The following is a 25,743-nucleotide window of genomic DNA, read 5'->3' as shown; positions in this document are numbered from 1 at the left end:
TGATGCAGGTTGGACCTCAAGGAATGGATTTACGATGGAATGACCGAGAGAACGATGAAAGACTTCAAAAGGGGATGGAGTGGCTATGCAGGTATATGTGCAATCAATTCAGCGGGTGGTGGCCAAGGTTCGGTTGTTCGGGGAGCTGGTGATGTTCTCGCATACGTTATTTTCATTGCCCTTTGCGTTGATTTCGCTAATCTGGGCTGCTGGCGGCATCCCGTCCGGGCGGGTGATGTTATGGTCACTCATTGCGCTCGTGGCCGCCCGAAACGGGGCCAATGCGTTTAATCGGATCGTGGATCTGCCGTATGATGCGGCCAATCCGAGAACCGCGGAGCGGCACATGCCAAGAAAACTCCTTCTCCCTCGCGAGGTGTATGGGTTTGTGATCGGGAATTTTGTACTGTTCATTATCGCTGCCGGAATGCTGAATCCGTTATGTCTTGCGCTATCGCCGGTGGCAATATTGCTGGTCTGCTCTTATTCCTATACCAAACGGTTTACGTGGCTGTGCCATCTGTTTCTTGGGTTTACAATTGCTTCGGCGCCGGTCGGAGCCTGGTTTGCGGTTACAGGTACGGTCGCGTTCACGCCATTCGTGCTCGGCACGGTAGTGATGTTATGGATTGCGGGCTTCGATATCATCTATGCGACACAGGATGTGGAGTTCGATCGAAAGGCGAGGCTGTGGAGTGTTCCCAGTATATATGGGGTGGAGCGGGCATTGCGCTGGGCGAAGGGACTGCATGGGATCATGGTGCTGCTGCTCATGCTGCTGTATTATATTGAAGGATTGGGCTGGCTGTATGTGATCGGGATCGTATTAGCTGCGGTGCTTCTTGCTGCCGAGCATCAGATTGTGAAGCCATCCAGCCGGAAGCGGATGAAGCTGGCGTCCTATAATCTGAATCAGGTGATCAGCATGATTATTGTCGTGTTTACGCTGGCGGATTTCTTCTTGTTGTAGAGGTTCGAGATTCGTTCGTACGCTGTCTTGCAGGGCTATTGCTGTCCTTTAAATCGTGAAGTACGTTGAAGCGGAGGGAGGCTGCTGTGGGCATTGTACGGAAATGAGGCGGACACTTTGGCTCTTATATATGAAGGAAAAAGCACGTCAGAGATGTGGATGTTATCGTCGATGAGGAGTTTATGAAGGCTCGAGGCATTCGCAGAAATTATTTTTAATAAATGTCTTGCATATAGAACAACATATGTGTTATATTCTAATTCCGGCCGATAAAAAGGCGGACATATCGAATGAACAAAGCAAGCGATTGAAGAAAAAAATGGTTTTGATAAAAAACTTGCATAGTTCGACAGAATGTGATATATTATAAAAGTTGCTAACGCGATAACGTGTTGGTGACAAACGAAGCAGTTGATCTTTGAAAACTGAACAACGAGTGGGTAAAACGAACCGCTTCGGCGGGGAGTTATGAATAGAGAATTGAACAAATTCTCGTCAGTTTTGAAATGAGCTACAAACTCATCGGTTGGATGATTTCTTGGAGCAATCCAGAGATGTTCGATCTTTATTGGAGAGTTTGATCCTGGCTCAGGACGAACGCTGGCGGCGTGCCTAATACATGCAAGTCGAGCGGAATCGATGGAGTGCTTGCACTCCTGAGATTTAGCGGCGGACGGGTGAGTAACACGTAGGCAACCTGCCCTCAAGACTGGGATAACTACCGGAAACGGTAGCTAATACCGGATAGGATATTTGGCTGCATGGCCGAATATGGAAAGGCGGAGCAATCTGTCACTTGAGGATGGGCCTGCGGCGCATTAGCTAGTTGGTGGGGTAATGGCCTACCAAGGCGACGATGCGTAGCCGACCTGAGAGGGTGAACGGCCACACTGGGACTGAGACACGGCCCAGACTCCTACGGGAGGCAGCAGTAGGGAATCTTCCGCAATGGACGAAAGTCTGACGGAGCAACGCCGCGTGAGTGATGAAGGTTTTCGGATCGTAAAGCTCTGTTGCCAGGGAAGAACGCCAGAGAGAGTAACTGCTCTTTGGGTGACGGTACCTGAGAAGAAAGCCCCGGCTAACTACGTGCCAGCAGCCGCGGTAATACGTAGGGGGCAAGCGTTGTCCGGAATTATTGGGCGTAAAGCGCGCGCAGGCGGTTCTTTAAGTCTGGTGTTTAAACCCGGAGCTTAACTTCGGGACGCACTGGAAACTGGGGAACTTGAGTGCAGAAGAGGAGAGTGGAATTCCACGTGTAGCGGTGAAATGCGTAGATATGTGGAGGAACACCAGTGGCGAAGGCGACTCTCTGGGCTGTAACTGACGCTGAGGCGCGAAAGCGTGGGGAGCAAACAGGATTAGATACCCTGGTAGTCCACGCCGTAAACGATGAATGCTAGGTGTTAGGGGTTTCGATACCCTTGGTGCCGAAGTTAACACATTAAGCATTCCGCCTGGGGAGTACGGTCGCAAGACTGAAACTCAAAGGAATTGACGGGGACCCGCACAAGCAGTGGAGTATGTGGTTTAATTCGAAGCAACGCGAAGAACCTTACCAGGTCTTGACATCCCTTTGACCCCTCTAGAGATAGAGGTTTCCTTCGGGACAGAGGAGACAGGTGGTGCATGGTTGTCGTCAGCTCGTGTCGTGAGATGTTGGGTTAAGTCCCGCAACGAGCGCAACCCTTGATCTTAGTTGCCAGCACGTAATGGTGGGCACTCTAAGGTGACTGCCGGTGACAAACCGGAGGAAGGTGGGGATGACGTCAAATCATCATGCCCCTTATGACCTGGGCTACACACGTACTACAATGGCTGGTACAACGGGAAGCGAAGCCGCGAGGTGGAGCCAATCCTAAAAAGCCAGTCTCAGTTCGGATTGCAGGCTGCAACTCGCCTGCATGAAGTCGGAATTGCTAGTAATCGCGGATCAGCATGCCGCGGTGAATACGTTCCCGGGTCTTGTACACACCGCCCGTCACACCACGAGAGTTTACAACACCCGAAGTCGGTGGGGTAACCGCAAGGAGCCAGCCGCCGAAGGTGGGGTAGATGATTGGGGTGAAGTCGTAACAAGGTAGCCGTATCGGAAGGTGCGGCTGGATCACCTCCTTTCTATGGAGAATCGCTCTCTGAGACGAGAGCATTCAAATACACGGTCAGCGCAAGCTGCCGGATCGACTTTACATCGTAAAGTCGCCACCCACTCGTTGATCAGTTTTGAGAGTTCAACTCTCAAACAGCAGTTGCATTGTAACTGCGTTGATCCTTGAAAACTAGATAACGAAACGAATTTGCGTTTTAGAAATATCCTTTTAGCTGAACTTGTGTCACAACAAGTTTCAATAAAAGTAGCACGCGAAGGTTTTGAGATCATCGATCCTTTGGAAGTTTGTTTCCACCACTGAGCGGTTTTATCCAATCAGGGAAACAAACGGACAACAGAGCGAGGAGCGCAAAACCGGAGCAAATGGTTAAGCTACTAAGAGCACACGGAGGATGCCTAGGCGCTAGGAGCCGATGAAGGACGTGGCGAACGACGAAATGGCCTCGGGGAGCTGTAAGCAAGCTTTGATCCGGGGATGTCCGAATGGGGAAACCCGGCTGGTGTAATAACCAGTCACTCACAGCTGAATACATAGGCTGTGAAGAGGCATACCCAGGGAACTGAAACATCTAAGTACCTGGAGGAAGAGAAAACAAGAGTGATTCCGTCAGTAGCGGCGAGCGAACGCGGAACAGCCTAAACCGAAGAGCTTGCTCTTCGGGGTTGTGGGACGTCTCACATGGAGTTACAAAGGTTTAGATTAGTTGAACAGGTCTGGAAAGGCCGGCCATAGAAGGTAAAAGCCCTGTAGTCGAAAATGTGAACCCTCCGAGACGGATCCCGAGTAGTGCGGGGCACGTGAAACCCCGTATGAATCTGCCAGGACCATCTGGTAAGGCTAAATACTCCCTAGCGACCGATAGTGAAGCAGTACCGTGAGGGAAAGGTGAAAAGCACCCCGGGAGGGGAGTGAAATAGAACCTGAAACCGTGTGCTTACAAGAAGTCAGAGCCCGTTCAATGGGTGATGGCGTGCCTTTTGTAGAATGAACCGGCGAGTTACGTTCCCATGCAAGGTTAAGGCGAGAAGCCGTAGCCGCAGCGAAAGCGAGTCTGAATAGGGCGATATTAGTATGTGGGCGTAGACCCGAAACCGTGTGATCTACCCCTGTCCAGGGTGAAGGTGCGGTAACACGCACTGGAGGCCCGAACCCACGTACGTTGAAAAGTGCGGGGATGAGGTGGGGGTAGCGGAGAAATTCCAATCGAACTCGGAGATAGCTGGTTCTCCCCGAAATAGCTTTAGGGCTAGCCTCGGAATAAAGAGTCATGGAGGTAGAGCACTGATTGGGTGCGGGGCCCGCAAGGGTTACCAAGCTCAGTCAAACTCCGAATGCCATCGACTTATGTCCGGGAGTCAGACAGTGAGTGCTAAGATCCATTGTCAAAAGGGAAACAGCCCAGACCATCAGCTAAGGTCCCCAAGTGTGTGTTAAGTGGGAAAGGATGTGGAGTTGCACAGACAACCAGGATGTTGGCTTAGAAGCAGCCACCATTTAAAGAGTGCGTAATAGCTCACTGGTCGAGTGACTCTGCGCCGAAAATGTAACGGGGCTAAACACACCACCGAAGCTATGGCTTGAATCGACTTCACTGCTTCTTTGAGGTTGTGAAGACCCAGGATGAACATTTTTGTCAGACTTGCGATGAAATCAAGGATGACCAAATGCTTCTCGGGGATAAACACATCACTTCGAAGGCGGAGTGAAGTCGATTCAGGGGTAGGGGAGCGTTGTATACAGCATTGAAGGTGTACCGTAAGGAGCGCTGGAGCGTATACAAGTGAGAATGCCGGTATGAGTAACGAAAAGATCAGTGAGAATCTGATCCGCCGAAAGCCCAAGGTTTCCTGAGGAAGGCTCGTCCGCTCAGGGTAAGTCGGGACCTAAGGCGAGGCCGAAAGGCGTAGTCGAAGGACAACAGGTTGAAATTCCTGTACCACCATAAACCGTTATGAACGATGGGGGGACGCAGGAGGGTAGTGACGCGGACTGATGGATGTCCGTCCAAGCAGTGAGGCTGATGTGTAGGCAAATCCGCACATCGTTAAGGCTGGGCTGTGATGGGGAGTGAAAATTACAGTAGCGAAGGTCATGATCTCACACTGCCAAGAAAAGCCTCTAGTCAGGTGAAGGTGCCCGTACCGCAAACCGACACAGGTAGGCGAGAAGAGAATTCTAAGGCGCGCGGAAGAACTCTCGTTAAGGAACTCGGCAAAATGACCCCGTAACTTCGGGAGAAGGGGTGCCTCGGTAGGGTGAATAGCCCGAGGGGGCCGCAGTGAAAAGGCCCAAGCGACTGTTTAGCAAAAACACAGGTCTGTGCGAAGCCGTAAGGCGAAGTATACGGGCTGACGCCTGCCCGGTGCTGGAAGGTTAAGGGGAGCGGTTAGGAGCAATCCGAAGCTGTGAACCGAAGCCCCAGTAAACGGCGGCCGTAACTATAACGGTCCTAAGGTAGCGAAATTCCTTGTCAGGTAAATTCTGACCCGCACGAATGGCGTAACGACTTGGGCGCTGTCTCAACGAGAGATCCGGTGAAATTTTAATACCTGTGAAGATGCAGGTTACCCGCGACAAGACGGAAAGACCCCATGGAGCTTTACTGCAGCTTGATATTGAATTTGGGTACGATCTGTACAGGATAGGTGGGAGCCTAGGAAACCTGAGCGCCAGCTTGGGTGGAGGCGCCGTTGGGATACCACCCTGATCGTATCTAGGTTCTAACCTGGTGCCCTTATCGGGTACAGGGACCGTGTCAGGTGGGCAGTTTGACTGGGGCGGTCGCCTCCTAAAGAGTAACGGAGGCGCCCCAAGGTTCCCTCAGAATGGTTGGAAATCATTCGAAGAGTGCAAAGGCATAAGGGAGCTTGACTGCGAGACCAACAAGTCGAGCAGGGACGAAAGTCGGGCTTAGTGATCCGGTGGTACCGCATGGAAGGGCCATCGCTCAACGGATAAAAGCTACCCTGGGGATAACAGGCTTATCTCCCCCAAGAGTCCACATCGACGGGGAGGTTTGGCACCTCGATGTCGGCTCATCGCATCCTGGGGCTGAAGTAGGTCCCAAGGGTTGGGCTGTTCGCCCATTAAAGCGGTACGCGAGCTGGGTTCAGAACGTCGTGAGACAGTTCGGTCCCTATCTGTCGTGGGCGTAGGAAATTTGAGAGGAGCTGTCCTTAGTACGAGAGGACCGGGATGGACGTACCGCTGGTGCACCAGTTGTTCCGCCAGGAGCACGGCTGGGTAGCTACGTACGGAAGGGATAAGCGCTGAAAGCATCTAAGCGTGAAGCCCCCCTCAAGATGAGATTTCCCAATTCGTAAGACCCCTTGAAGACGACGAGGTAGATAGGTTGGAGGTGGAAGTGCAGCAATGCATGGAGCTGACCAATACTAATCGGTCGAGGGCTTATCCTACAAGCTTTACGAAGTAAAGCTCGCTACGGAAGCATATGCTAACCCCGATACAACATTGGGGTATGCTACGGATAATATAACGCAAATCGTTTCGTATCTAGTTTTCAGGTGATCAAAACATCTGAAATCAAGCTGCATGTCCTTTATAAGGATTGATATTTTCTCGCAGCGATTTTGAGAAGCGGAAGCTTCGAAAAATCATGTCTGGTGGCGATAGCGGAGGGGTTCCACGCGTACCCATACCGAACACGACCGTTAAGCCCTCCAGCGCCGATGGTACTTGGACCGAAGGGTCCCGGGAGAGTAGGACGTTGCCAGGCAATAATAAAAGCCTATTGATCAATTACTGATCAATAGGCTTTTTTGTGGTTATGGGGGACACCGTTTATCAACAAGAACTGAGTGTAGAAGATTGTTATCCATCGGTGAGTGCTCTTTAGTTCCTTATTGATCAGCGTCTCACTACATATGCAGGAAATACAGCCTATCTTGTCGAAATCAATCGAGGCTGTTAGAAAAATATTCCTACTTGGACGATGAGGAGAGGTCATAAGTGAAAAGATCGTTGTATGTTCTCGTTTTGTTTAGCATGCTGGTGGGACTCGGTTTGGCGGGGGGCAGCCCCGACAGTACTTCTGCCGAAGGGGCCGAGCTCAAGATCCGGGACATTGCGGGAAAGAATACCTATCTGATGAGCGACGGCTCCATGTGGTCCTTGATTGACGGACGCCATAGCATTCGAACCCCAGGCAACCTCGTAGCCATTAGTGGTTATGAGTACAGGGGCATCGGGATGACGCAGGAGGGCCGCTTAGTGGAGTGGGGCGTTGGCAAGGGCCCCGAGGTTGTTCCGGGCACAAGCGGCGTGAAGCAGATTTCGGGTTACTACTGGCTGAAGTCGGATGGTACCGTATGGAGCGGCAATGTAAAAGTAAACAATCTCAGCGGCATTCTGCTGATTGCCAATGCGGATCAGGAATTCGCTGCATTGTCCTCAAGCGGAGAACTGCTACTGGAGGATAACTACAAGAAGGGACAGTTTAAAAAGCTCGGGATCGTGGACAGTCCGGCATCTGTCAAATCCATGACGGTACACAGTGGACGCGTCGCTCTGCTGCATGATAACGGCGACGTGGTAGTGTACGAGACGTCGAACTTCGACGATAACGGGCGGATCATCCCGGTTACCGTGGCTCAACATGCAGCTCATATCGTTTATGTATCCAATGAGCCGACGGATCTTCTGATCGTGACACTCCAGGACGGAACCGTGTGGACAACCGGAACGTACAAAGACCGCTGGAAGCTCAAGGAGCAGATCACGGGACTTAGCGGGATTGTAAGGACATCCATTTACGGGAATGCAAAGGATTTGTCGGAGGGCTTCTATGCGCAGCGAGGTGACGGAAGCTGGATACATCACAAGGATGGACAGAACAAGAATGTGGATGTCCCGGTAGTTAAAAGCTTATCCGTTGCGATATCCAATACGACGCCTTATGTAGGAGATTCCTTGGAAGTGAGTATCCAGGAGAACTACACGAACGGAGCCAAGATCAAGGTGCCCGTTAAAGATGCAAGCATCGAGATCGAAAAACCTTATTTATTGACTGTCCAGAAGAACGGCACGTTGAAATCTACGGGTGTCGGAAAGACGCAAATGACGGTGACATCGGGCGGACAATCCAAATCGGTAACGGTATCGTCCAGCCTGCGCAACAATTTGAAATACGCCAAACAGGTCAAAGGCAATGTCATGGTTCCGGCGAAGTCCGTTATCCAAGCACTGGGAGGTACCTATTCGGCTAAAAACGGAGGCGTGGAGGCGAAATTCGGACAGAGTGTGCTCTGGTTCAAAGCAGGCAGTAACCAAGCCAAGCTGAATGAACGCTCCATCCGTCTCAAGGCTGCGCCAATGAACGATAAGGGCGAAATGCTCATTCCGGCCTCTCTATTATCTGATGCATTAGGGGCTACAACCAGCTGGGATGCCAAGTGGAAGCAAGCGCATATCTCCCTCGGCACGGATGCGACCATGACTGTGGTCTCCACCGAAACGGCTGGATTGATCAAAAAAGCGATGCAAGGCAATTTGGTTAAGTTTATCGGCCGGACGTATTGGGTGAATGATTTCGAGAACCTGGAACGCTTCTCGAAATTGACGGTAACTGACATTGTGCCTGACGACAAGGGTCAATTCAACGTGATTTTCAAAACGGCATCAGGGAAAACGGTGAAAAGTTACTCTATGCGCTCTTCGGAAGTGACGCAGCTGTTTGCAGACCGGTCTTCGTTATTAACGTACGACCCTTATCAAAAATACAAATGGTCCGCCTCCATCTGGAAACAGATTAAGGCGGGACAGGTTTCTCTAGGCATGACGAAGGAGCAGGTACAGCTGTCATGGGGGGATCCAGCTGCTAAGGACATTACCTCCGGAGGCGGAAAAACCATTGAAACTTGGGGATATTCCAATTTTAATGTCGTTTCTTTTGTGGACGGAAAAGTCATATTGATCTTGATGTAGATGAAAGTTATGAGAGATATGCAAATCTTATAAATGTTATTGCCTCAAGTTGTTCAAAGAAGAGCTGATCTGGAAGCCTGCCCGAGTACCGGGCAGGCTTTGTTGTGGTTCAGGACTTCTCCAAACGCAGCGAGACCATGTGATTGATGCCAGATCTTCGGGCCTGCATTGACGATAGGGGCTTGCGTCTGTATTCGGTGAACCCCAGCTTCTCATATAAGCGCATGGCCGGGGCATTGGTATCAGCGACCTCTTCGATAAGATAGTTACGGTACGGCAAATGATCCAGCATATGTTGTATAACTGCCGAGGCTGCTCCTTGGCCGCGGAAAGATAAGGCAGTACCAATAAACTCGATGGAGCCCGTTTCGGCTGGCGGGTTGATAAACGGCTTTTGGACTCCTTCTTCAGAATGAGCGCTGCCATCGTGCCCTTGAACCAGCCCAGATGCCGGCGAAGCGGTGCGCTTTGAAGCTCCGTGGAGAATCTCTGACAGTCCGTGCATGCGCCAAAGGCCGCCACGCGATCACCAGCGAGCGCCACATAAAATTGGTCCAGAACGAACATATGCGCGAATGCCTTCGCGGTGATATCCCGGTCCTTAGAGAAATACATGAGCCACTGCGAGAAGCCGTCGGCGAAAATCTCCGCCATCTGGTTTCTGACCTCTACACCCGCGCGATCTGCCCGGACAACCTTAAATGAGCCTGAGTGCTTCACTACGTTTCACCTTCCTTATCGAATATTATGGTCAAGAGCGATCTCGATGGCATGGAAAATTCATCCTCGAGCATCACCTTCATCATCGCCAGTCCCTGAATGGAGGCAAAGAAATATTGCGCCATCTCAAAAGCGTTCCCTTCCCGGAGCTTGCCTTGCCGCTGCCCTTGGTGGATGAGCGCTGCAGTCGCTTGGAGGAGATTGGTATTGAGCTGCCTGAGAGCCTCTTTCCGATCGTCCGTCTCCGTGGAGAAGAAGGATTGCGTCATCAGCAGTAAGAGGTGCCCAAAGTCATCGCCGGCGGACAGATCGTGATACACTTCGTTAGCGAACCGTGCCAGGTCCTCAACGGGCTCATCGCTGGTCTGAAATTTGGTGATCAGTTCCTCAAGTCCGGTCATGGCGAACTGCACCAATTCCTCGAATAGCTGCTCCTTAGTATTGTAATGGCGGTACAGCAGACCGGTGCTAATGCCAGCCTGATCGGCAATATGCTGCACATTGGTGGAGCCGTATCCTTGACGAACGAACAGCCGCATCGCCGCTGTCTGGATTTTGGTGCGGGTTGCAAGGCGCATAGCTTCGTATTGTTCAGGTGTACGGGGCAATTTAGTTACTCCTTTTAATGAATGAATTATTATTCATTATAAAATTGACAAGGTAAACTGTCAACGCATAACGTAACGAAGGGCGCTGCAAGGCCTTTTCCTGCATGCTATTTACACCTGATTATCATGACGAGATATACGAGACTGAGGATCCGAGCCATAGTCATCTTAAATAGCAGCTATGGGATTGAAAGCGGTTGGGCACATCATACAGGCTGACGAATAGATTGCCATTCCTTACAGCGGAAACCCTACTGTGAATTGCTTGAATCACAAAATGCTATTATGATTGGGTTATGCCAATACGGCAAGCTTGTGTGTATCCATGCATCAGGTTCTTAGTGACCATAAGTTAGACGGTTACACGGTCAATTATAAGAAACATATTCTATTGGCTATGGAGTATTACTTATGATGGGGTAATCAAGCGTTCTCAGCCCAATAACGGGTAGTGGCTGGCTTAACGCCGATCACCATATTTGGCACGCAGCGCATCGGAAGCTTGTTCAAGCTTCTCGGTGTATTCGCGATAAGCCGGACTTAGTCGCTTCATTGCAGGAATAAAGCGTTCGTAATAGCCGCTGGCTTGCTGAAATTCACGCAGCCGCTTGTGCAGCTGAAAGGCAGGGGAAGTCAAATACTGTTCAGATTGTTTGAAGGCCAGATATGCCTTGATGCTCTCCTCATGCTCCTCTAGAAAATGCTCCGCCTGGCGCACATGCTCAATCATGTCTGCCGATAGCTGATGCCAGTGCGATAGCGTTAGCATCGCTTGCTGGTCATCCTCCAGACCGGCCTCCTGATCGTCCAGCGTTGACTGCCCCTGCGCCGGATATGACAAGGTGGCTGTATCATCCAGAAAGCTGATGATTTCCTCGAATGCTTCTTGCTGGTCTGAACTTTCTATTGCATCCGGAAGAAAATGAGCGAAATGGACAGCGATAAAGCGGCCATATTCTCCTGGAAAGGCGTTAAGCAGCTTACTGCTTAACGTTTCCTGCTGCTCCAGGGCACGCAGTTTGCTTTCGATTTTCAGCCAATCGCCGTCCGCGCTTAATTCAGCCAGCAGCGAATGCCTCATATGCTCATGCATCAAGCGCTGTTCGTTATGCATTAGTTTCTGTTGAAGCATGGCATCCCCATGATCGGCAAGCGTCTGCTTAATCTCCTTTATTGTTAATCCAAGCTTGCGTAAAACACTAATTTTCCGCAACCGTTCTATATCCTGTTTGCTAAATTGGCGATAGCCGTTATCAAGCGCCTTAGGCGAGAGCAGCTCCTGCTGGATGTAGTATTCTACCGCTTTTTTGGTTAATCCTAGCGCTGCGCATACTTCTTGAATCCGCATCATGATCACCTCGAGAATATTGTAAACCAGCACCCAAGGGAACAGTCAATCTGTAGAAATCGTATGAAGGATTTACGTAGAGGATAGTAACTATGCATTTAATTATTCGAGAATACCGTCGATATCGTATAAAATCGGGTGCACGCGGGAATACAGGAGCGTTATTACGAACCAGCTGGTCGAAACTATAAATATTAAGGGGCGAATTTGTCTATGAAGAAAATTCAAGTTGGAATCATTGGCACTGGATTCGGTGCTACGGTTCATGCTCCTATCTTGGGACTACATGAGGGGTTTGAAGTTAAGGCTATTGCCAGTGTCTATAGAGGGAGATCCAATGACGCGTTCAAAGAAATTGAAGTCAATCATATTTATACCAACTGGAAAGAGATGCTGGATAAAGAAGAACTGGACCTCATAACCATATGCTCCGTTCCCAGTCACCACTATGAGATGACCATGGAATCGATAAACAAAAATGTTCATGTGTTATGCGAGAAGCCTTTAGGAATAAGCGCATGTCAAACTTCGAGCATGCTCGAAGCACAACAAAACTCCAATGTGATGGGGTTTGTTAATTTTCAATGGAGACTTACTCCAGAGAGAATGAAAATCAAAGAAATGGTTAGCAATAACGAATTAGGGGAGATTCAATACATTAAATATATAGGAAGTTTCTCGGGTTATAACAACTTATTATCACAGTACAGAGGCTGGGAGGGAAGAAGACAGGATGGAGGTGGGTTTTTATCTGCGGTGGGATCACATATGCTGGATTCATTGATGTGGTGGATGGATCAGCCCATTTCGGATGTATATGCAGAATTAAAAACGTTAGTTCCAGTATTTCATGGATCCGCTGGGATTGAGCAGAGAGACTCTGACGATGCTTTTACTATAATGGGACATTTTGAGAATGGGACGCCCTTTATGGTAGATGTATTCTATCCTGCAGTACGAGGAAATGGATGGAAATTGGAGATTTTCGGGACTAAGGGAACGCTGGTCATGAACAATGATAGGGATTTAATGATAAGTTCAGGAGGAGAATTTCATAATTTGCAAATAGAAGATCAAAGCCTTCCAAGTCATTTGCCAGCTCCAGCGAATCAATATTATAGAGGATTATATCCGATGGTCGATCAGATTTATCATTCCATCGTTAATCAGAAGGTGGATTTAAACGTACCTACCTTTGCAGACGGTCATCGCGTACAATTGGTCATGGATGCCGTATATGAATCCGCTGCCAGTCAAGCCATGACATTAGTAAAGCGTAAATGAGATCGTCATGTGAGTATTTGAAGATGCCGGCAGCCGAAGCCCGGGTGTATGAAAATACCAGGACATTAGGTGAATTTGCCGAACTACTTGAAGGAGTACATCGATGAAATTAACATCCATACATAAAAAGATACGCGGTATGAGGAAGAAAGCGAGGAAGCTTGAAACCTGGGCCGATTATCATAAACAACTCCACGTTGATTCTTTACTTCAATATAATAAGGAATATGTAAAGCTGTGGATTAGCCCATTCTATAACTTATATCAAATAAACCCCAACCTCATAGGAAGGAAAAATCCCCCGTATAAATTCAGAAGACAAATTTTCTATCAATTGATTGAAATCTATGTAGCTTGGCAAGAACAGCTTGAACAGCTGAATCAACCCTATTATTTAAAAATATGGTTAGGCGATCCGGAATTCATGGACTCTCAGATTGTCGCGGCTATTAACGATGAAATTGATTATTACAACCATATCTTTATGGATCACGAAGAACATAAGGACTTTCCATTGAGGATTCACCACCCGTTAATGGATCGTTTTGTCTGGAAAAGATGTGTGAATGGATACGTTGTGTGGGAAAGTGATTTAGAAACTGCTCAAGAAGTGAATGAAATACAGAATAAAGCCTTCAAAACCTTTGAAACCGAGGTGGATGGAAGGATTGAACGATCCTATTTTATGAAAACAGGCGATATGTGGGTCGGGAGTATGCGAAGAAGTGGAAACACAACGTAGCACAGCATAAATCTCGCTCCATGCGCTCCGTGGTGTTGACAGCATAAGTCCGGGAAATGGACAGGCGGCCCATCATCAAAGTTACTCCCATAAAGGAGAACCCACTATGAAATCTTTCTTTCACTATGACACGGACGAAGGAAGGAAAGACTTGCTGTCCCGTGCAAGGAAAGTCGCACTAACTGCGCTTCAATATTATGATCTGGATTGGAGCTGTATTCAATTTATTCAAGTTTCGGACACGATTACTTATAAAATCGAAACCGATTCCAGCGATATCTATTTGCTTCGCATCCACTCGGACGAATTAAGTAAAGAAGAGATCCTTTCGGAGATGCTTTTTCTAAGTGAATTATGGAATGTGCATCATGTACGCTTCAAATCCGGATGAAATCCCAAATTTGCAGGCTGAGCAAGAATATGCTTTAGCCTATCTAATAGACACCTGACAGGAGGAAGAGGAATGCATGTCGACAACGAAGAAGTGTACCCGAATCGTCTAGTAACTACAAGAACAGTAGAAATAGGTGGGCTTACGAAAGCACAGCTCATTCAGAAGCTGAAACAAAGTGATATTAGGATGAATGAGTACGCCGAGCGATTATTAACGGATGATCGATTTACCACCTCAGATACTAGATACAGCCTGCAAACCGTTGAAGTCACGGTTGGCGATCTTGGTTTTCGCGATGGAGCGACGACGGATCAGATATACCAAAGAGCAGCCGAATTCGGCCTGGCATTATGCCCGCTTGAGCTGGGCCCATATATAAGATTGCAGTACGCCGACCAGCCAGAAGGGGATTCAGGAGACGGTGTACAGCGAAATCAAGCGCCATCGGGCTCCATTACGTTAGCCTCGAGGAGGCTGACGGATGATGATGATTTCCCGAAAGGCTTCTACCTTCGGCGGATGAATGATGCGTTGTGGCTAAGAGGATATCGCGCTGATCATCTGCATGTCTGGAATCCTTACGACCATTTTATTTTTGTTAAGCCAGAGCCCAGGTCATGAAATTATTTCTGTTTATCAGTCAGTCCATCTACGCGTTGATGTTAGTGCCTTGGTTTATCGTGTGGGGCGTATCGTTCATGGTGTTTGATAGCGGTTATTCGCTTTGGGGAGTAGGCATTATGATCATGGTCACATTATATCCAATAGCGGTTGCGGTATGCTCCTTATTATCTTGGATCTATGTGAAGAAGATGCGTCCTCTTTCTATCGTAGCGATCAATCTCGTTCCTTCCATTTGGATCATGGCCTTTGCGCTCATCATCTTCGTATTCTGATCCCAGGTGTGAGAGGGCCGAATAATGGTTGGTCAGGTTCGAGGAAGCTGGGACTGACTGTATGAACCTCTTCGAGCGTTTGTGAATCGCGCCAATGATCTAAAGGCATGGAGGAAAATTCATGAAAGAGGGCGAACTACATGAACAATAGGAATAACACATCCGGCAAATCAATTGTATTAATATTACTTGAACTGTTGTTGGGGATTGGGACGATCGTTGGTGGGGCGGCCTTGATGATGGATCCAAGCGGGGAAGCCATCGGTCTGCCTCTTTCCTTAATCGAAAATTCGTGGTTTACGAATTATTTTGTTCCAGGGCTGATATTATTTATGATGTTAGGCGTTGTTCCCGTTATTATATCCGTTGGCTTAGCCAAGAAAACGAGATCGGCGTTAGCAGAAAGACTGAATGTATTTCAAGATTGGCATTGGTCATGGACCTTTTCTTTATATTCAGGTTTTGTACTGATTATGTGGATCGCCATTCAAGCCTATATCATTCATTCGTTTTCAATGATACATTTCATGTATATCGCGCTTGGATTAGCTATACAAATCGTTAGTTTACTCCCGAAAGTTCAGGACAAGTATAGAAGACAAGAGTACATAAGTTCCTAATATTTATAAGCCACTCCTATATAATTCGTATAACAAGCGTGATTTAATAGAACAAAAAATTGATCCAGAACGGACAAGAGCCAATCAAGCACCGAGATATGAAGTGAGTGTCGGAGGTAGCACATGAATTCTAGCCGATTGAATAGTTCCGTACTGCATACCTTACTTTCGATCAACAAAGAACTGATGGAGGAGAAAGGGAAACCGCTCGATGAATATATTGGCATCTACATCTATGGTGAGGCCGGACTTCCCTATGAATGCACGCCGGAAGATGCCCTCGTCTTCGCACACACGGGGACGGGGGGCGACCATTTCGCGTTTAACACCCATAGGGGATTAATAACCGACCTTGATGAAGCCCCTGTACTATTTATACAGCCGATGATGTTTAGCAATCCTGTGAAAAGAGTGTCCCATAATATTCGAGATCTGTTATCCATCTTTCTTACACTCAGAGAATTTTATATCCTGGAGCGTATGGATGGGTACAAGACGAGGGAAGACATGAAGATGGATATTGAAAAGCACTATAAGCAAGGGATTGAATCCCGTAAAGAAGAGCTGGACTTTATCTCAGATTTATTAGGCACAAGACTAGGGATAGCACCCATGGATGATGTTTATGAGTATATGAAGCGTATGAGAGCCATGGATGTGTGTTAAGTCTATCCTGCCAACGTTACGGAAAATGATAGAAGTGTGGTGAAGCTCATGTTAATTGTAAAGGCGAGTGAATCGGAACTCATAGCATTAGTATCCTTAGCCTTGAAATTATGGCCGGACAATACGATGGAACATTTAAGAGCGGAATATGAAGAATTATTGTGTTCAGAAAGGGACATTTTCTATCTAGCGGTAATTGGAGATAAGGTTGTGGGGTTCATCCATATGTCGTTGCGATATGATTATGTGGAAGGTTCCAAATCAAGTCCCGTAGGGTATATTGAAGGAATATATGTAGAAGAAGAATACAGGAATAAGGGCATTTCCAGACAGCTAGTTGAAGCAGGGGAACAATGGTCAAAGTCGTTAGGATGTGTTCAGGTGGCCTCAGATGCAGAATTGCATAATGACGGAAGTCAGGCATTTCATAAAAAGATCGGATATAGAGAAGTGAATCGGATCGTTGCGTTCATTAAAGACATATAGAACAAGGATGATTGAGGGGCTGATCATAAATGAGTGTGCAGTTAAAGAAGTCAAGGCAAGTGAGGCTGGTTTCAGACCTACAGAAGGCCAGGGAGTATTACGCGAATGTGCTAGGATTTACTGTTGACGGGTGGGGACATGCAGAACGGGATCAAGTGGGGTTCTTATTACAACAGACATGTAAACCTGAAGATGTGCAGCCCAATCAGAGATCTTATTACAGCAGTGCTGACTGGGCAGGTCCGCCTACGGGGTGGGACACTTACTGTTATACCGATTATGATGGAGTCGCTAACATTTATGAGGAATACAAGGCGAAAGGCGCAATCATTGCCTATGATCCGGTGCCTGAAGATATGGGGAACCAGGATTGGCTGGAATTTGGTGTCAGGGATTTAGACGGATATGTCATTGTCTTTGGCGGGGGCAAACCCAAAAAGTAGTGAAACGGTACTGGGGATGAATCAAGAATGCTGGACGAGACGATTAGCCTAAGTACATATCAAGCTGAGTGGAAAGAAATTTATTTTCAAGAGAAGCGCGTACTCTCGGCGGTATTCCAGGGAAATGATGAGCGTTATGAACATATTGGAAGCACCTCAATCGAAGGAATGGTAGCTAAACCAATCATTGATATTATGATCGGCTTAAATTCTTTAGAAATCGACACGATGATAGAGGAACAATTAAAGGGATTGGGATACGAAGGATTCGGGGAAGCAGGAGTTCCAGGGCGGTTATATTACCGAAAACGAACAAATCCCTATATTAATTTACAGGTAACAATACAAGGCTCGAGCATTTGGGTTCATAATATTCTATTCAGGGACTACCTGAGAAGCCATCCTGAAGATGTGTTCAAGTATTCAGAAGTGAAGCAAGAAATTGTTCATTCGGGTGGTACAACACTATTACAATATTCAGATGAGAAGGCAGAAATCATCCAACAGATACTAGCGAAAGCTAGAAAGTGGAGTCAGGGGATATAAAAATTCGCAGAAAGCCTTTACCATCCTCTAACGAATATTCATGCTGGAGTATAATAAAAGAGCTACTTAAGTGAAATTACGGAAGAGAGATGTGAAGGGATATGAACCTGAAATTATTTACTGAAAGCGACCTCGAGCAGTGTACGAATGTATTTGTTCATGTTTTTAACCAACCGCCATGGAATGATGAATGGACAAAGGTAAAGGCGTATCAATACTTAAATGACTTTGTGAATACTCCAGGATTTTTAGGGATTGTAGCAGAAGATGAGGAAGAGATCATGGGGTTTGTCTTTGGTGTTCGTAAGCGGTGGTGGAGCGGTGATGAATTTTTTGTACATGAATTGTGTGTTAGCACAGAGAAACAACACATGGGTATTGGAACAGGTCTATTGAAATATTTAGAGGCTCAGTTAGAACTAAGCGGGATCAAGAATATCGTATGCTTAACAGATCGAGGGACACCTGCAGAGTTGTTTTATGAGAAGAATGGATTTGCTGTGATTGACAGAATCATATTCTTACATAAAGACACAAACACAAAATAATCAGAAGGAAGATTCAAAAAGGCATGTCCACCGTCTAACTTCGTAGTCAACGCCGAAGCCCGAGACAAGCTAGCCCCTTGATCCGCAAGGGGCATTTCTGTGTGGCAGATTCGCCAGACTTATCCTACCCACTTAACCTGCCGACCAGGAGCAGCCGGCTCTTTGAGCTAAATTCAGAATCGGAGTGATCAACCCTATGTATAGTTCGTACGGAGAACTTTGTACTGAAGTTTATGACCTTAGTAAACCACTTGGTTTCTCGTTTGGAGATGTAGAGTTTTACTTAGAACGTCTTTCAAACATAAAGGGAAAAGTACTCGAAGTGGGATGTGGATCAGGCAGGGTTTTGATCCCATTACTGCAAGCAGGCATAGATATTGATGGATTGGATTATTCCGAAGCGATGCTTGACTCTTGTAGGAGAAGGTGTAAAGAATTAGACCTTAGTCCCGATCTCTATAAAGGTGAAATGCATAATTTTTCAAAACCGTGCAAATATGATGCCATTATTATTCCTGCTGGATCATTTCAGTTAATAGAAGGACGAAGTCAAGCCATTGCAACCTTAGAACATTTAAATTCTTATATGAAGCCTAATGGTAGGCTAATGATCGATTTGTTTATTCCGACGGATTTAAATACGAATCTAAGCACAACAAGGACATGGAATACCCCCAACAATGAAGTGATTATTGTAGAGGACAAACGAATCGAACTTAACCTACTTGAACAGAAAACCGTATCCCTATTGAAATATGAAAAATGGAAAGACGGAAGACTAACCCAAACAGAGCTCCAAAGATTTCCTATTAGTTGGTATGGGAAATATGAATTCGAATTAATTCTTGAGAGAATAGGATATAAAGAGATCATAACATCAGCAGATTACAAATTTATGATTGAACCCGATAGAGCTGAGCAGATGATTACCTTTGAAGCTAAGAAACCAGTATAGTAATGGAAACAAACATCATGCGATAGGATTCCAGCGTAACAATAGGCTTCGAAGCACGGAGGACCTGCAGCCCGGTCATGGATATGACGGACTGTGGGTCTTTTTGTGTAGGAGTGGATTTGAGGAGATTATGAAGGAGGAGATCAGAATGGAAGTGGTCATAACCCGATGGGATGATCGACACTTGGCGGTATCGCTAAAAGGTTTTATTGCAGAAGATATTGCATTCATCAAAAGTATTCCGGGCAGAAGATGGTTGCCTGATGAGAAGGCGTGGAAGATTCCTGACCGTAAAGAGGTGGTCCACTCGTTGTTTACAAGATATCCTGAAGGCCAATTTTCGATCGATCCGGACCTCACAGATATTCAGGAGTTATACGAGAAAGGAGTGACGGCCAGCCATGCAAATGAAACGGTGATTGGGAATAGGATTCGATCCGAAGCCGAACCGCAAAGTGAGAACCAGCATGTACGGTGGGATTCGAAAGAACAACGGAGAATGAAGGATGTATTAATATTGAAAGGCTACAGCAGGCGAACCATCAAAACCTATTTGGGGCATGTTCGTCGCTATGTTCAATTTACACAGGATAATGGGACGTCTATGGGAAATGCAATACGTATTCAACAATATCTGCTGTCTCTGCTTGGTTATCATTATTCGCATGCGTATGTGATCAGGCTGTGAGCGCATTGAAATTCTATACAAAACATGTCTTAGACGAATTCTTGGCATTTGACGCATATATAAGACCAAAAAAGGAGGGGAAATTACCGAACGGCTAACTTTAGAGGAAGTGAGGCGGGTGTTGGAACATGTTACATAACCTGAAACATAAGGCCATATTGTATCTGACGTATTCCTCCGGCCTACGGGTAAGTGAGGTGGTTCGTTTACGACTAGAAGACATCGATGTGGAACATTATTTAGTCAAGGTCAGGCAGGCAAAAGGAAGAAAGGATCGTTATACGATTCTTTCGCAATCCGCACTTGATGTTCTTCGGGAATACGTAGAACAACACCCTCCCGAGAAATGGTTGTTTCCCGGCCAAGCCTCAGACAAGCACATCACGGAAAGAACGGTACAAAAGGTGTTTGAACAAGCACTACTGAAATCCAACTTGCAAAAAAAGCTAGCCTGCACACACTACGTCATTCGTTTGCAACACATTTGCTGGAAGCAGGAACGGACTTACGTTACATTCAGGAGTTGCTAGGCCACGAAAGCAGTCGCACGACAGAACGATACACTCACGTGACTCTAAAAGATGCACGGAGAATACGAAGTCCCCTGGATTTGTAGGAGAGGCAGGACTAGGATTTGGTAACGACAAGCCACTCCAAATTTCAAACCAAGCATTGGGCTTCGTTAACTCCACAAGTATATAGGTGTTTACGAAATACGGTAATAGTCATATGATGGTGGTATTAGCGAAGTTCGTAGATATGGAGTTAGATGAAATTAACGGGTACAAGAATGATTAAAACATCGAACAATTGTTCTTCATCTTATTGGTAGATGATGGTACAATAGGGGAGACAATTGAATCTTGGGTGGGCATGGTTTCCCTTCGAAAGGAGGTGAAGCCATGGAAGTTAAGGATGCAATCACGATCATGTTTTTATTCGGATCGTTTATCCTGGCACTTTTAACATACATTAACTCTAACAACAAGAGAAAATAAAAACCCACCCCAAGGTTGACCGCCGAAGGTGGGTTTTTCTATCCATTCGACTAAGAAGGGATACCCCATCCAAGCCAATTGTTAAGCCGAGTGTTAGCCGCACTCGGCTTCTTTACAAAGTATGATAACACAATTGGAAAAAGAAGTGAACTGGAAAAGCATTTAAAAAATATTAAAAAGCATAGTAAAGGCGATAAAAAACTGGAATAGCAAATCGTATTAAAAGGCGTATGAAAGGCGTAATAGAAGCATATTGAAAGACTATCAAATCGTTTGTGTTAACCTCGTCTAACACCATATTATGCGAACCATTTTTCGACCCGTCAAAAAAGCCGGAATCCCTTGTCCCATAAGGCTTTTCGCCATCCCAAAACTTCGCTTTTCTCGCTTCGTATTCGCATAACTTTAATTTTGTCAGCCAAGATATACGAACCCAGGTGCTTATGGGTTATACGCAGAAAAAGATATACGCACCTGATTTTTACGTGATATACGAAGCTGATGAGCAGAGTATAACTTGTTGTAATAAATCAGTCAAATGCATAGAGAAAATGCATGGAGTAAATGTTGAGTGGCTAATGTAGAACAAACTGTCTCGGGCATCATTACCGTCTACACTCGGACAAGTTAGGCTGTCATCCTTTTAACAATGCATTGGCAGTAACAATAATGACTCAAAAGTTCCAATGACTAGGGAGGAAAAAATAAGTAAATTGTCGTATTTAGTATGTAGGACTTTCGAACTTCTCAGTTGGAGGTAATCAATGAGTACAGATCATTCTGCGTCAGGTCAAGCTTTAGGATATGTATATCAGTTTGATCGTGCCACATATAGACTTTTCCAGTCTGGGGTAGATGTTCTCGAAATAGGGGTCGAAGATATAGATGATGTAAGCGTCCATCTCGATAATGGCAACGAGATCCGGGAACAGGATAAGTCTACGATCAACTCTGGTTCACCACTGTCCGACAGAAGTGTCGCACTATGGAAGACCCTTCACATTTGGGCAGAGACGATTCTCGGTTCACCATCTGTCATTGACACCACTGAATTTCATCTTGTTACAAACGGGTCACTTTCAGCGAATTGCCTAGCGCGTCGGATTAATGGAGCAGCTGATGCAAAAACCGCAGTAGTTGTTCGTGATGAAATAAAGGGCATCATCCCGACTTTAAGGGATGACTTAGTTCCTTACGGGAAAACGATCAGTAAACTGAGTGACGAACAGTTAAGTAATTTGATCGTAAAAATCACCGTCTTTGATAAGATGAGTTCCAAATTTGGGGGTAATATTGACGAACTTCAGGCTCTACGTGTATTCGAGCCAGGTATGAAAGTTGGGCTATTCGATCAAATGAGTAGCTGGGTAAAACGTAAAATTAGGGAACAGGTTGAGAGTAGAAAACAACCTCGAATTACCCGAGCTGATTTTGATAAAGAGTTGCAAGGATTATTCAGAAAAGTGACAGTCGCTCGGTTGTCGGCGATCATTGAACCTTTCGATATGGATGTCGATATAAGCGAATACGAATCTCATGGCTTTGTCAAACAGCTTGACTGGATTAACGTGGATGAGGATGTAATGAGGGAAGCTATTTTAAATTTTTTGCACGCGCAGGACACACGGATAAAATGGTCAGATAATAATGCAGTCTCCGAGACAACACTACTTCAATACGAGAAGGACTTGAAAAAATGTTGGGAAACTGCAAGTAGACGAGCTTACAGGCAACCCTTCCCCACAGAAGAGCTTAAAGGACAGGAATGCTTAGACCTGACCTTGGAGCAGAACACGTTCATCCATAATGAGATTATGCCGAAGTCAATCTCTTGTGGGAATTTTCACGCCCTGGCTCACTTCACCTATGAGCAGGAGCCAGTCATTGGCTGGCATCCACGCTTCAAATCTTTATCGAAAGGAAGTACAAAGCCATGAGCGGTGCGCTCCTACGTGAGTACGAAATAATGCAAAACCCTGCTCTTGGTGCAAATGCACTTTGGGCGTTTACCCAGGGCTTTCTAGCCCGACCAACGGAGGAACTGCAGCAATTAACCTTATGGCATTTAGTGACTGTTCTTCCTTTGGTGTTTCATGATACGAGTAGAAAAATGATTCTAAAGAGAAGAGAGTCATCAGGTTTACGTTCGATTCTTGACCGCGATACAGTAAATTCAGTAGCTCAGAACGAGGTCATTTTTAATTTTGATAGCCGGTTAAAGGCAATGGAGAACAGAACTTTTCGATCACTGAATGTAGCCATTGCATGTAATCTTATTATCCTTGAAGATGGATATTTTACATCCACAGTTTCCTACAAGCTCCCAAAGAAGGTTTCGGGTGAATCAAAAGATATATTAAAGGCAGCGAATAAGCTCGGGGTATGGGCTGGGAAAATGTCCTCGTTCGAATATCTAACGATTTTAGGAGTGGAGCCGTTAAAATGAACTTTGCTATTTTGAAAATCATCATCTGGTCAAAAAAACTTGATAAGGCTCCTCGCATACTTGATTTTAAACCAGGGGCGATAAATTACATAACAGGTTCAAGCAGAAGCGGGAAATCCGCAATTATCGAAATAATCGATTATTGTCTTGGATCGGGAGGTTGCTCCATTCCCAAGATTGGTCCAATTAGACGTACCTCATCTTGGTATGGGTTATTGTTCAAAACGGTAGAGGGAGAAAAACTATTTGTACGCAGAGATCCAGGTGACCAAAATTCCACCGACGATTACATGATTGTCGAAGGGGTGAAAGTTTCAGTTCCGGATGTTCCCGAAAAGAACGGGAACCGCGACAATGCTAAAGGCATCTTGGAAAGGTTGGCAAAAATACCTCAAGCAAACTCGGACTTTAATGAAACAGGTAGTGGTTTTAAGGGAAGAGCGTCTATTTCTGATATGACTGCCTTTATGTTTCAACCACAACGGATCGTTGCGAACAATGAGACAATGTTCTTTGAAGCAGATGTTGAAGAACATGCAAGAAAGATACGTGAGATTTTTCCATTAGTGTTAGGGGTAGTCGATGCGGAGACTTTGATAAAACAGCACCGTTTACAAGAAGTTAGACGGTTAATAGAACGGAAACAACGGCAACTCGAGGCACTGAAAATAAACATTGAGAACTTCTCAGGCGAAGTAAGAGGCAGATACATAGCCGCGGCACAACATGGTTTGGTGCCTAGTCTACGGATAGATGAAACAAGTACGCAGGTTTTATTTGAGCGACTTAAGGATATCGTTGCATCATGGAAGAAAGATCCGACCTACTGGGATTCTGATGGACATCATATTAATACTGAAAGGCTTTCATGGTTACGCGAGCGGGAAGCAGCATTATATTCAGAAATCACAACATTGAGAGTAAGGCTAACCCAACTAAAGGAGCTTTCGCTTGCAAGGGCAACATCAGAGATAAACATCTCGCGAAAAAGGGACAGACTCTCTTCAACTTCATGGCTCGTCGAGCGATTAAGTACTGATCATACTTGTCCCCTTTGTGGAAATAACAGTGACTCTCCTACCAAAGAGCTTAAAAAACTGGTCGAGACTACTCAAAAAGTTGAAGGTCAGTGGAAAGCCGTTGAACTCGTTCCACCTATGTTAGATGCAGAAGAAGTAGACCTTCAAAAGCAGATATCGCTTAAGGAATCTGAACTTCGTCAGGTAAGGGCGGAACGTGAATATATTCAAGAAGAAACTGAAGAGATGCAGGCTACCCGAGAACAAAGGGCAATGTTCGTTGGTAGAACTGCAGAGTTCATCAATCTTCACGAGTCGCTTACTGACGAAGGGGTATTTGCGGAAGAAATCGCCGCGCTAAAGGATGAGGAAGCACGATTACTAAAGGAAGTTGATTTTGAAGCTTTTGCTCAAAGGAAAGAAACAGCGTTGTTTAAGTTCTCACGCTTTGCCGGTCACTACGGTGAGATCTTGGAACTTGAAACTGGTGATGATCTTATTCAATTAGATACTAATAAGTTGACCATCCGAGTCATTGACGAGAAGGGTCGTAGTGCATGGATGCGTGAAATTGGCAGTGGAGCTAACTGGTTGGGATATCATGTAACTACATTACTAGCATTACATGAACTCTTCATTAGCCAAGAGATCCCCTACGTTCCAAGGCTATTGGTTATTGATCAGCCGAGTCAAACTCACTTTCCTGATGATACCGAAGAGGAGTCAGAAAATGAAGAATTACAGGCAGTTAATAAAGTCTTTCAGGCACTTTCATCTGGAATTAAAAGAACAAATGGAAATTTGCAGGTAATTGTAAGTGAACATGCAGGTCAGAGCGTTGTAGACGGACTGGAGAATGTACACCTTGTGGAGAGGTGGCGTAAAGGACGGAAGATGATTCCTTGGCATTGGAGCAACGAAATTGATCCAAAGATGATCGGTAAAAACGCTCAGTACGCAGCAGATGATTTATTCGAATCCCATATTGAACCTGCTTGTAGGCAAGCTGTAGGGGATGAGGCGTGCAGGGTCAGAATTACAAATGCGGTATTCAGCGTAGACGGGATTACATTCAATGCATTAGTAGAATCTCCTGACCAAGGGACTTTTGAGTTTTCTGGACTAATAGATTTTGATTTAATAGTTAGTTTGTTGTTGTCGGAAGAGTAGTAGCCGATAACACTCCGTATTGAAGTGCTTAAATGTGGTGTTAGCTGAAACCCTTGCAAAATACGAAAAGGAGATCAGTCATGAATACGAAATTTTTGCCGAGTTCCCAAGTTAGATTTACCCCTGAATTAAAGCCAAAAGA

General features: G+C 46.0%; 22 protein-coding genes, 3 rRNA genes and 1 pseudogene. 23 read left to right on the top strand and 3 right to left on the bottom strand.

The features are described 5' to 3' along the window. Positions 1 to 85: 85 nt before the first annotated feature. From MKX64_RS06510 to MKX64_RS06490, 5 genes are all read left to right on the top strand, one after another. On the top strand, positions 86 to 970 hold the full coding sequence (locus MKX64_RS06510; protein WP_445670817.1) for a UbiA-like polyprenyltransferase: 885 nt from the start codon (positions 86 to 88) through the stop codon (positions 968 to 970). A 565-nt stretch (positions 971 to 1,535) separates the two neighbouring features. After that, positions 1,536 to 3,088 (top strand): 16S ribosomal RNA (locus MKX64_RS06505). A gap of 357 nt (positions 3,089 to 3,445) precedes the next feature. Further along, positions 3,446 to 6,497 (top strand): 23S ribosomal RNA (locus tag MKX64_RS06500). A gap of 203 nt (positions 6,498 to 6,700) precedes the next feature. Continuing rightward, a 5S ribosomal RNA gene (gene rrf, locus MKX64_RS06495) occupies positions 6,701 to 6,817 on the top strand. The 16S, 23S and 5S rRNA genes sit together here, the layout of an rRNA operon. Positions 6,818 to 7,050: 233 nt before the next feature. After that, positions 7,051 to 9,024, top strand: coding sequence for a stalk domain-containing protein (locus tag MKX64_RS06490; protein ID WP_095267495.1), 1,974 nt, complete (start codon positions 7,051 to 7,053; stop codon positions 9,022 to 9,024). A gap of 36 nt (positions 9,025 to 9,060) precedes the next feature. On the opposite strand, the gene MKX64_RS24290 is transcribed toward MKX64_RS06490, so the two are convergent. From MKX64_RS24290 to MKX64_RS06475, 3 genes are all read right to left on the bottom strand, one after another. After that, positions 9,061 to 9,744, bottom strand: coding sequence for a hypothetical protein (locus tag MKX64_RS24290; protein WP_445670816.1), 684 nt, complete (start codon positions 9,742 to 9,744; stop codon positions 9,061 to 9,063). Beyond that, positions 9,744 to 10,352: a TetR/AcrR family transcriptional regulator gene (locus MKX64_RS06480; RefSeq protein WP_341035552.1), complete on the bottom strand. Its 609-nt coding sequence runs from the start codon at positions 10,350 to 10,352 to the stop codon at positions 9,744 to 9,746. The genes MKX64_RS24290 and MKX64_RS06480 overlap by 1 nt, the downstream gene beginning before the upstream one ends. 460 nt (positions 10,353 to 10,812) lie before the next feature. Next, complete coding sequence (locus MKX64_RS06475) at positions 10,813 to 11,703, bottom strand: MerR family transcriptional regulator (RefSeq protein ID WP_341035551.1); 891 nt, start codon at positions 11,701 to 11,703, stop codon at positions 10,813 to 10,815. Positions 11,704 to 11,913: 210 nt separating this feature from the next. Here MKX64_RS06475 and MKX64_RS06470 point away from each other — a divergent pair, with 210 nt between their 5' ends. From MKX64_RS06470 to MKX64_RS06380, 18 genes and pseudogenes are all read left to right on the top strand, one after another. Continuing rightward, a complete protein-coding gene (locus tag MKX64_RS06470) occupies positions 11,914 to 12,984 on the top strand; it encodes a Gfo/Idh/MocA family protein (RefSeq protein WP_095267492.1) in 1,071 nt (356 codons plus the stop codon). Between the two features lie 103 nt (positions 12,985 to 13,087). Further along, the gene (locus MKX64_RS06465; protein ID WP_341035550.1) at positions 13,088 to 13,726 is read left to right on the top strand and encodes a hypothetical protein; all 639 of its coding nucleotides are present in this window, start codon (positions 13,088 to 13,090) and stop codon (positions 13,724 to 13,726) included. Between the two features lie 106 nt (positions 13,727 to 13,832). Further along, positions 13,833 to 14,117, top strand: coding sequence for a hypothetical protein (locus MKX64_RS06460; RefSeq protein ID WP_341035549.1), 285 nt, complete (start codon positions 13,833 to 13,835; stop codon positions 14,115 to 14,117). Between the two features lie 72 nt (positions 14,118 to 14,189). Beyond that, the gene (locus tag MKX64_RS06455; RefSeq protein ID WP_155619151.1) at positions 14,190 to 14,741 is read left to right on the top strand and encodes a helicase; all 552 of its coding nucleotides are present in this window, start codon (positions 14,190 to 14,192) and stop codon (positions 14,739 to 14,741) included. Beyond that, the gene (locus MKX64_RS06450) at positions 14,738 to 15,016 is read left to right on the top strand and encodes a hypothetical protein (protein ID WP_341035548.1); all 279 of its coding nucleotides are present in this window, start codon (positions 14,738 to 14,740) and stop codon (positions 15,014 to 15,016) included. The genes MKX64_RS06455 and MKX64_RS06450 overlap by 4 nt, the downstream gene beginning before the upstream one ends. Positions 15,017 to 15,156: 140 nt before the next feature. Next, positions 15,157 to 15,636 carry a hypothetical protein gene (locus MKX64_RS06445; protein WP_341035547.1) on the top strand — a complete coding sequence of 160 codons (480 nt, stop codon included), beginning with the start codon at positions 15,157 to 15,159 and terminating at the stop codon, positions 15,634 to 15,636. A gap of 123 nt (positions 15,637 to 15,759) precedes the next feature. Beyond that, positions 15,760 to 16,302, top strand: coding sequence for a hypothetical protein (locus MKX64_RS06440; protein ID WP_341035546.1), 543 nt, complete (start codon positions 15,760 to 15,762; stop codon positions 16,300 to 16,302). A gap of 48 nt (positions 16,303 to 16,350) precedes the next feature. Next, positions 16,351 to 16,788, top strand: coding sequence for an aminoglycoside 6'-N-acetyltransferase (gene aac(6') / locus MKX64_RS06435; protein ID WP_341035545.1), 438 nt, complete (start codon positions 16,351 to 16,353; stop codon positions 16,786 to 16,788). A 29-nt stretch (positions 16,789 to 16,817) separates the two neighbouring features. Further along, positions 16,818 to 17,231: a hypothetical protein gene (locus tag MKX64_RS06430; protein WP_341035544.1), complete on the top strand. Its 414-nt coding sequence runs from the start codon at positions 16,818 to 16,820 to the stop codon at positions 17,229 to 17,231. A gap of 27 nt (positions 17,232 to 17,258) precedes the next feature. After that, complete coding sequence (locus MKX64_RS06425; RefSeq protein WP_341035543.1) at positions 17,259 to 17,777, top strand: GrpB family protein; 519 nt, start codon at positions 17,259 to 17,261, stop codon at positions 17,775 to 17,777. Between the two features lie 101 nt (positions 17,778 to 17,878). Continuing rightward, positions 17,879 to 18,325 carry a GNAT family N-acetyltransferase gene (locus MKX64_RS06420; RefSeq protein WP_341035542.1) on the top strand — a complete coding sequence of 149 codons (447 nt, stop codon included), beginning with the start codon at positions 17,879 to 17,881 and terminating at the stop codon, positions 18,323 to 18,325. 196 nt (positions 18,326 to 18,521) lie between these two features. Then, entirely contained in the window at positions 18,522 to 19,280 is a 759-nt protein-coding gene (locus MKX64_RS06415) for a class I SAM-dependent methyltransferase (protein WP_341035541.1), read from the top strand. 148 nt (positions 19,281 to 19,428) lie between these two features. Next, complete coding sequence (locus tag MKX64_RS06410; RefSeq protein ID WP_341035539.1) at positions 19,429 to 19,968, top strand: hypothetical protein; 540 nt, start codon at positions 19,429 to 19,431, stop codon at positions 19,966 to 19,968. A gap of 128 nt (positions 19,969 to 20,096) precedes the next feature. Further along, a pseudogene (locus tag MKX64_RS06405) lies at positions 20,097 to 20,584 on the top strand (tyrosine-type recombinase/integrase). A 286-nt stretch (positions 20,585 to 20,870) separates the two neighbouring features. Next, positions 20,871 to 20,966 (top strand): competence inhibitor ComI, encoded by a 96-nt coding sequence (gene comI / locus MKX64_RS06395; RefSeq protein ID WP_219930309.1) that lies wholly within the window; start codon positions 20,871 to 20,873, stop codon positions 20,964 to 20,966. Positions 20,967 to 21,730: 764 nt separating this feature from the next. Then, the gene (locus MKX64_RS06390; RefSeq protein ID WP_341035535.1) at positions 21,731 to 22,903 is read left to right on the top strand and encodes an ABC-three component system protein; all 1,173 of its coding nucleotides are present in this window, start codon (positions 21,731 to 21,733) and stop codon (positions 22,901 to 22,903) included. Further along, positions 22,900 to 23,412 carry a three component ABC system middle component gene (locus MKX64_RS06385; RefSeq protein WP_341035534.1) on the top strand — a complete coding sequence of 171 codons (513 nt, stop codon included), beginning with the start codon at positions 22,900 to 22,902 and terminating at the stop codon, positions 23,410 to 23,412. The genes MKX64_RS06390 and MKX64_RS06385 overlap by 4 nt, the downstream gene beginning before the upstream one ends. Next, positions 23,409 to 25,601 carry a DUF3732 domain-containing protein gene (locus MKX64_RS06380; protein WP_341035533.1) on the top strand — a complete coding sequence of 731 codons (2,193 nt, stop codon included), beginning with the start codon at positions 23,409 to 23,411 and terminating at the stop codon, positions 25,599 to 25,601. Before MKX64_RS06385 ends, MKX64_RS06380 begins: the two co-directional genes overlap by 4 nt. The last annotated feature ends 142 nt before the right edge of the window (positions 25,602 to 25,743 follow it).

Origin of the sequence: Paenibacillus sp. FSL M8-0334, assembly GCF_038000405.1 — a bacterium.
Lineage (GTDB): Bacteria > Bacillota > Bacilli > Paenibacillales > Paenibacillaceae > Paenibacillus_AQ > Paenibacillus_AQ campinasensis.
The sequence above is the reverse complement of the archived record's forward strand: the minus strand, read 5'-3'. Positions and strand labels throughout refer to the sequence as shown.

Bases quoted from the DNA above. Each gene is read 5' to 3' on its own strand.
- MKX64_RS06465 (WP_341035550.1), top strand. From the start codon at position 13,088: ATGAAATTAACATCCATACATAAAAAGATACGCGGTATGAGGAAGAAA.
- MKX64_RS06390 (WP_341035535.1), top strand. From the start codon at position 21,731: ATGAGTACAGATCATTCTGCGTCAGGTCAAGCTTTAGGATATGTATAT.
- MKX64_RS06455 (WP_155619151.1), top strand. From the start codon at position 14,190: ATGCATGTCGACAACGAAGAAGTGTACCCGAATCGTCTAGTAACTACA.
- MKX64_RS06430 (WP_341035544.1), top strand. From the start codon at position 16,818: ATGAGTGTGCAGTTAAAGAAGTCAAGGCAAGTGAGGCTGGTTTCAGAC.
- MKX64_RS06510 (WP_445670817.1), top strand. From the start codon at position 86: ATGCAGGTATATGTGCAATCAATTCAGCGGGTGGTGGCCAAGGTTCGG.
- MKX64_RS06410 (WP_341035539.1), top strand. From the start codon at position 19,429: ATGGAAGTGGTCATAACCCGATGGGATGATCGACACTTGGCGGTATCG.
- MKX64_RS06450 (WP_341035548.1), top strand. From the start codon at position 14,738: ATGAAATTATTTCTGTTTATCAGTCAGTCCATCTACGCGTTGATGTTA.
- MKX64_RS06475 (WP_341035551.1), bottom strand. From the start codon at position 11,703: ATGATGCGGATTCAAGAAGTATGCGCAGCGCTAGGATTAACCAAAAAA.
- MKX64_RS06460 (WP_341035549.1), top strand. From the start codon at position 13,833: ATGAAATCTTTCTTTCACTATGACACGGACGAAGGAAGGAAAGACTTG.
- MKX64_RS06385 (WP_341035534.1), top strand. From the start codon at position 22,900: ATGAGCGGTGCGCTCCTACGTGAGTACGAAATAATGCAAAACCCTGCT.
- MKX64_RS06440 (WP_341035546.1), top strand. From the start codon at position 15,760: ATGAATTCTAGCCGATTGAATAGTTCCGTACTGCATACCTTACTTTCG.
- MKX64_RS06380 (WP_341035533.1), top strand. From the start codon at position 23,409: ATGAACTTTGCTATTTTGAAAATCATCATCTGGTCAAAAAAACTTGAT.
- comI (WP_219930309.1), top strand. From the start codon at position 20,871: ATGGAAGTTAAGGATGCAATCACGATCATGTTTTTATTCGGATCGTTT.
- MKX64_RS06425 (WP_341035543.1), top strand. From the start codon at position 17,259: ATGCTGGACGAGACGATTAGCCTAAGTACATATCAAGCTGAGTGGAAA.
- MKX64_RS06420 (WP_341035542.1), top strand. From the start codon at position 17,879: ATGAACCTGAAATTATTTACTGAAAGCGACCTCGAGCAGTGTACGAAT.
- MKX64_RS06445 (WP_341035547.1), top strand. From the start codon at position 15,157: ATGAACAATAGGAATAACACATCCGGCAAATCAATTGTATTAATATTA.
- MKX64_RS06470 (WP_095267492.1), top strand. From the start codon at position 11,914: ATGAAGAAAATTCAAGTTGGAATCATTGGCACTGGATTCGGTGCTACG.
- MKX64_RS06415 (WP_341035541.1), top strand. From the start codon at position 18,522: ATGTATAGTTCGTACGGAGAACTTTGTACTGAAGTTTATGACCTTAGT.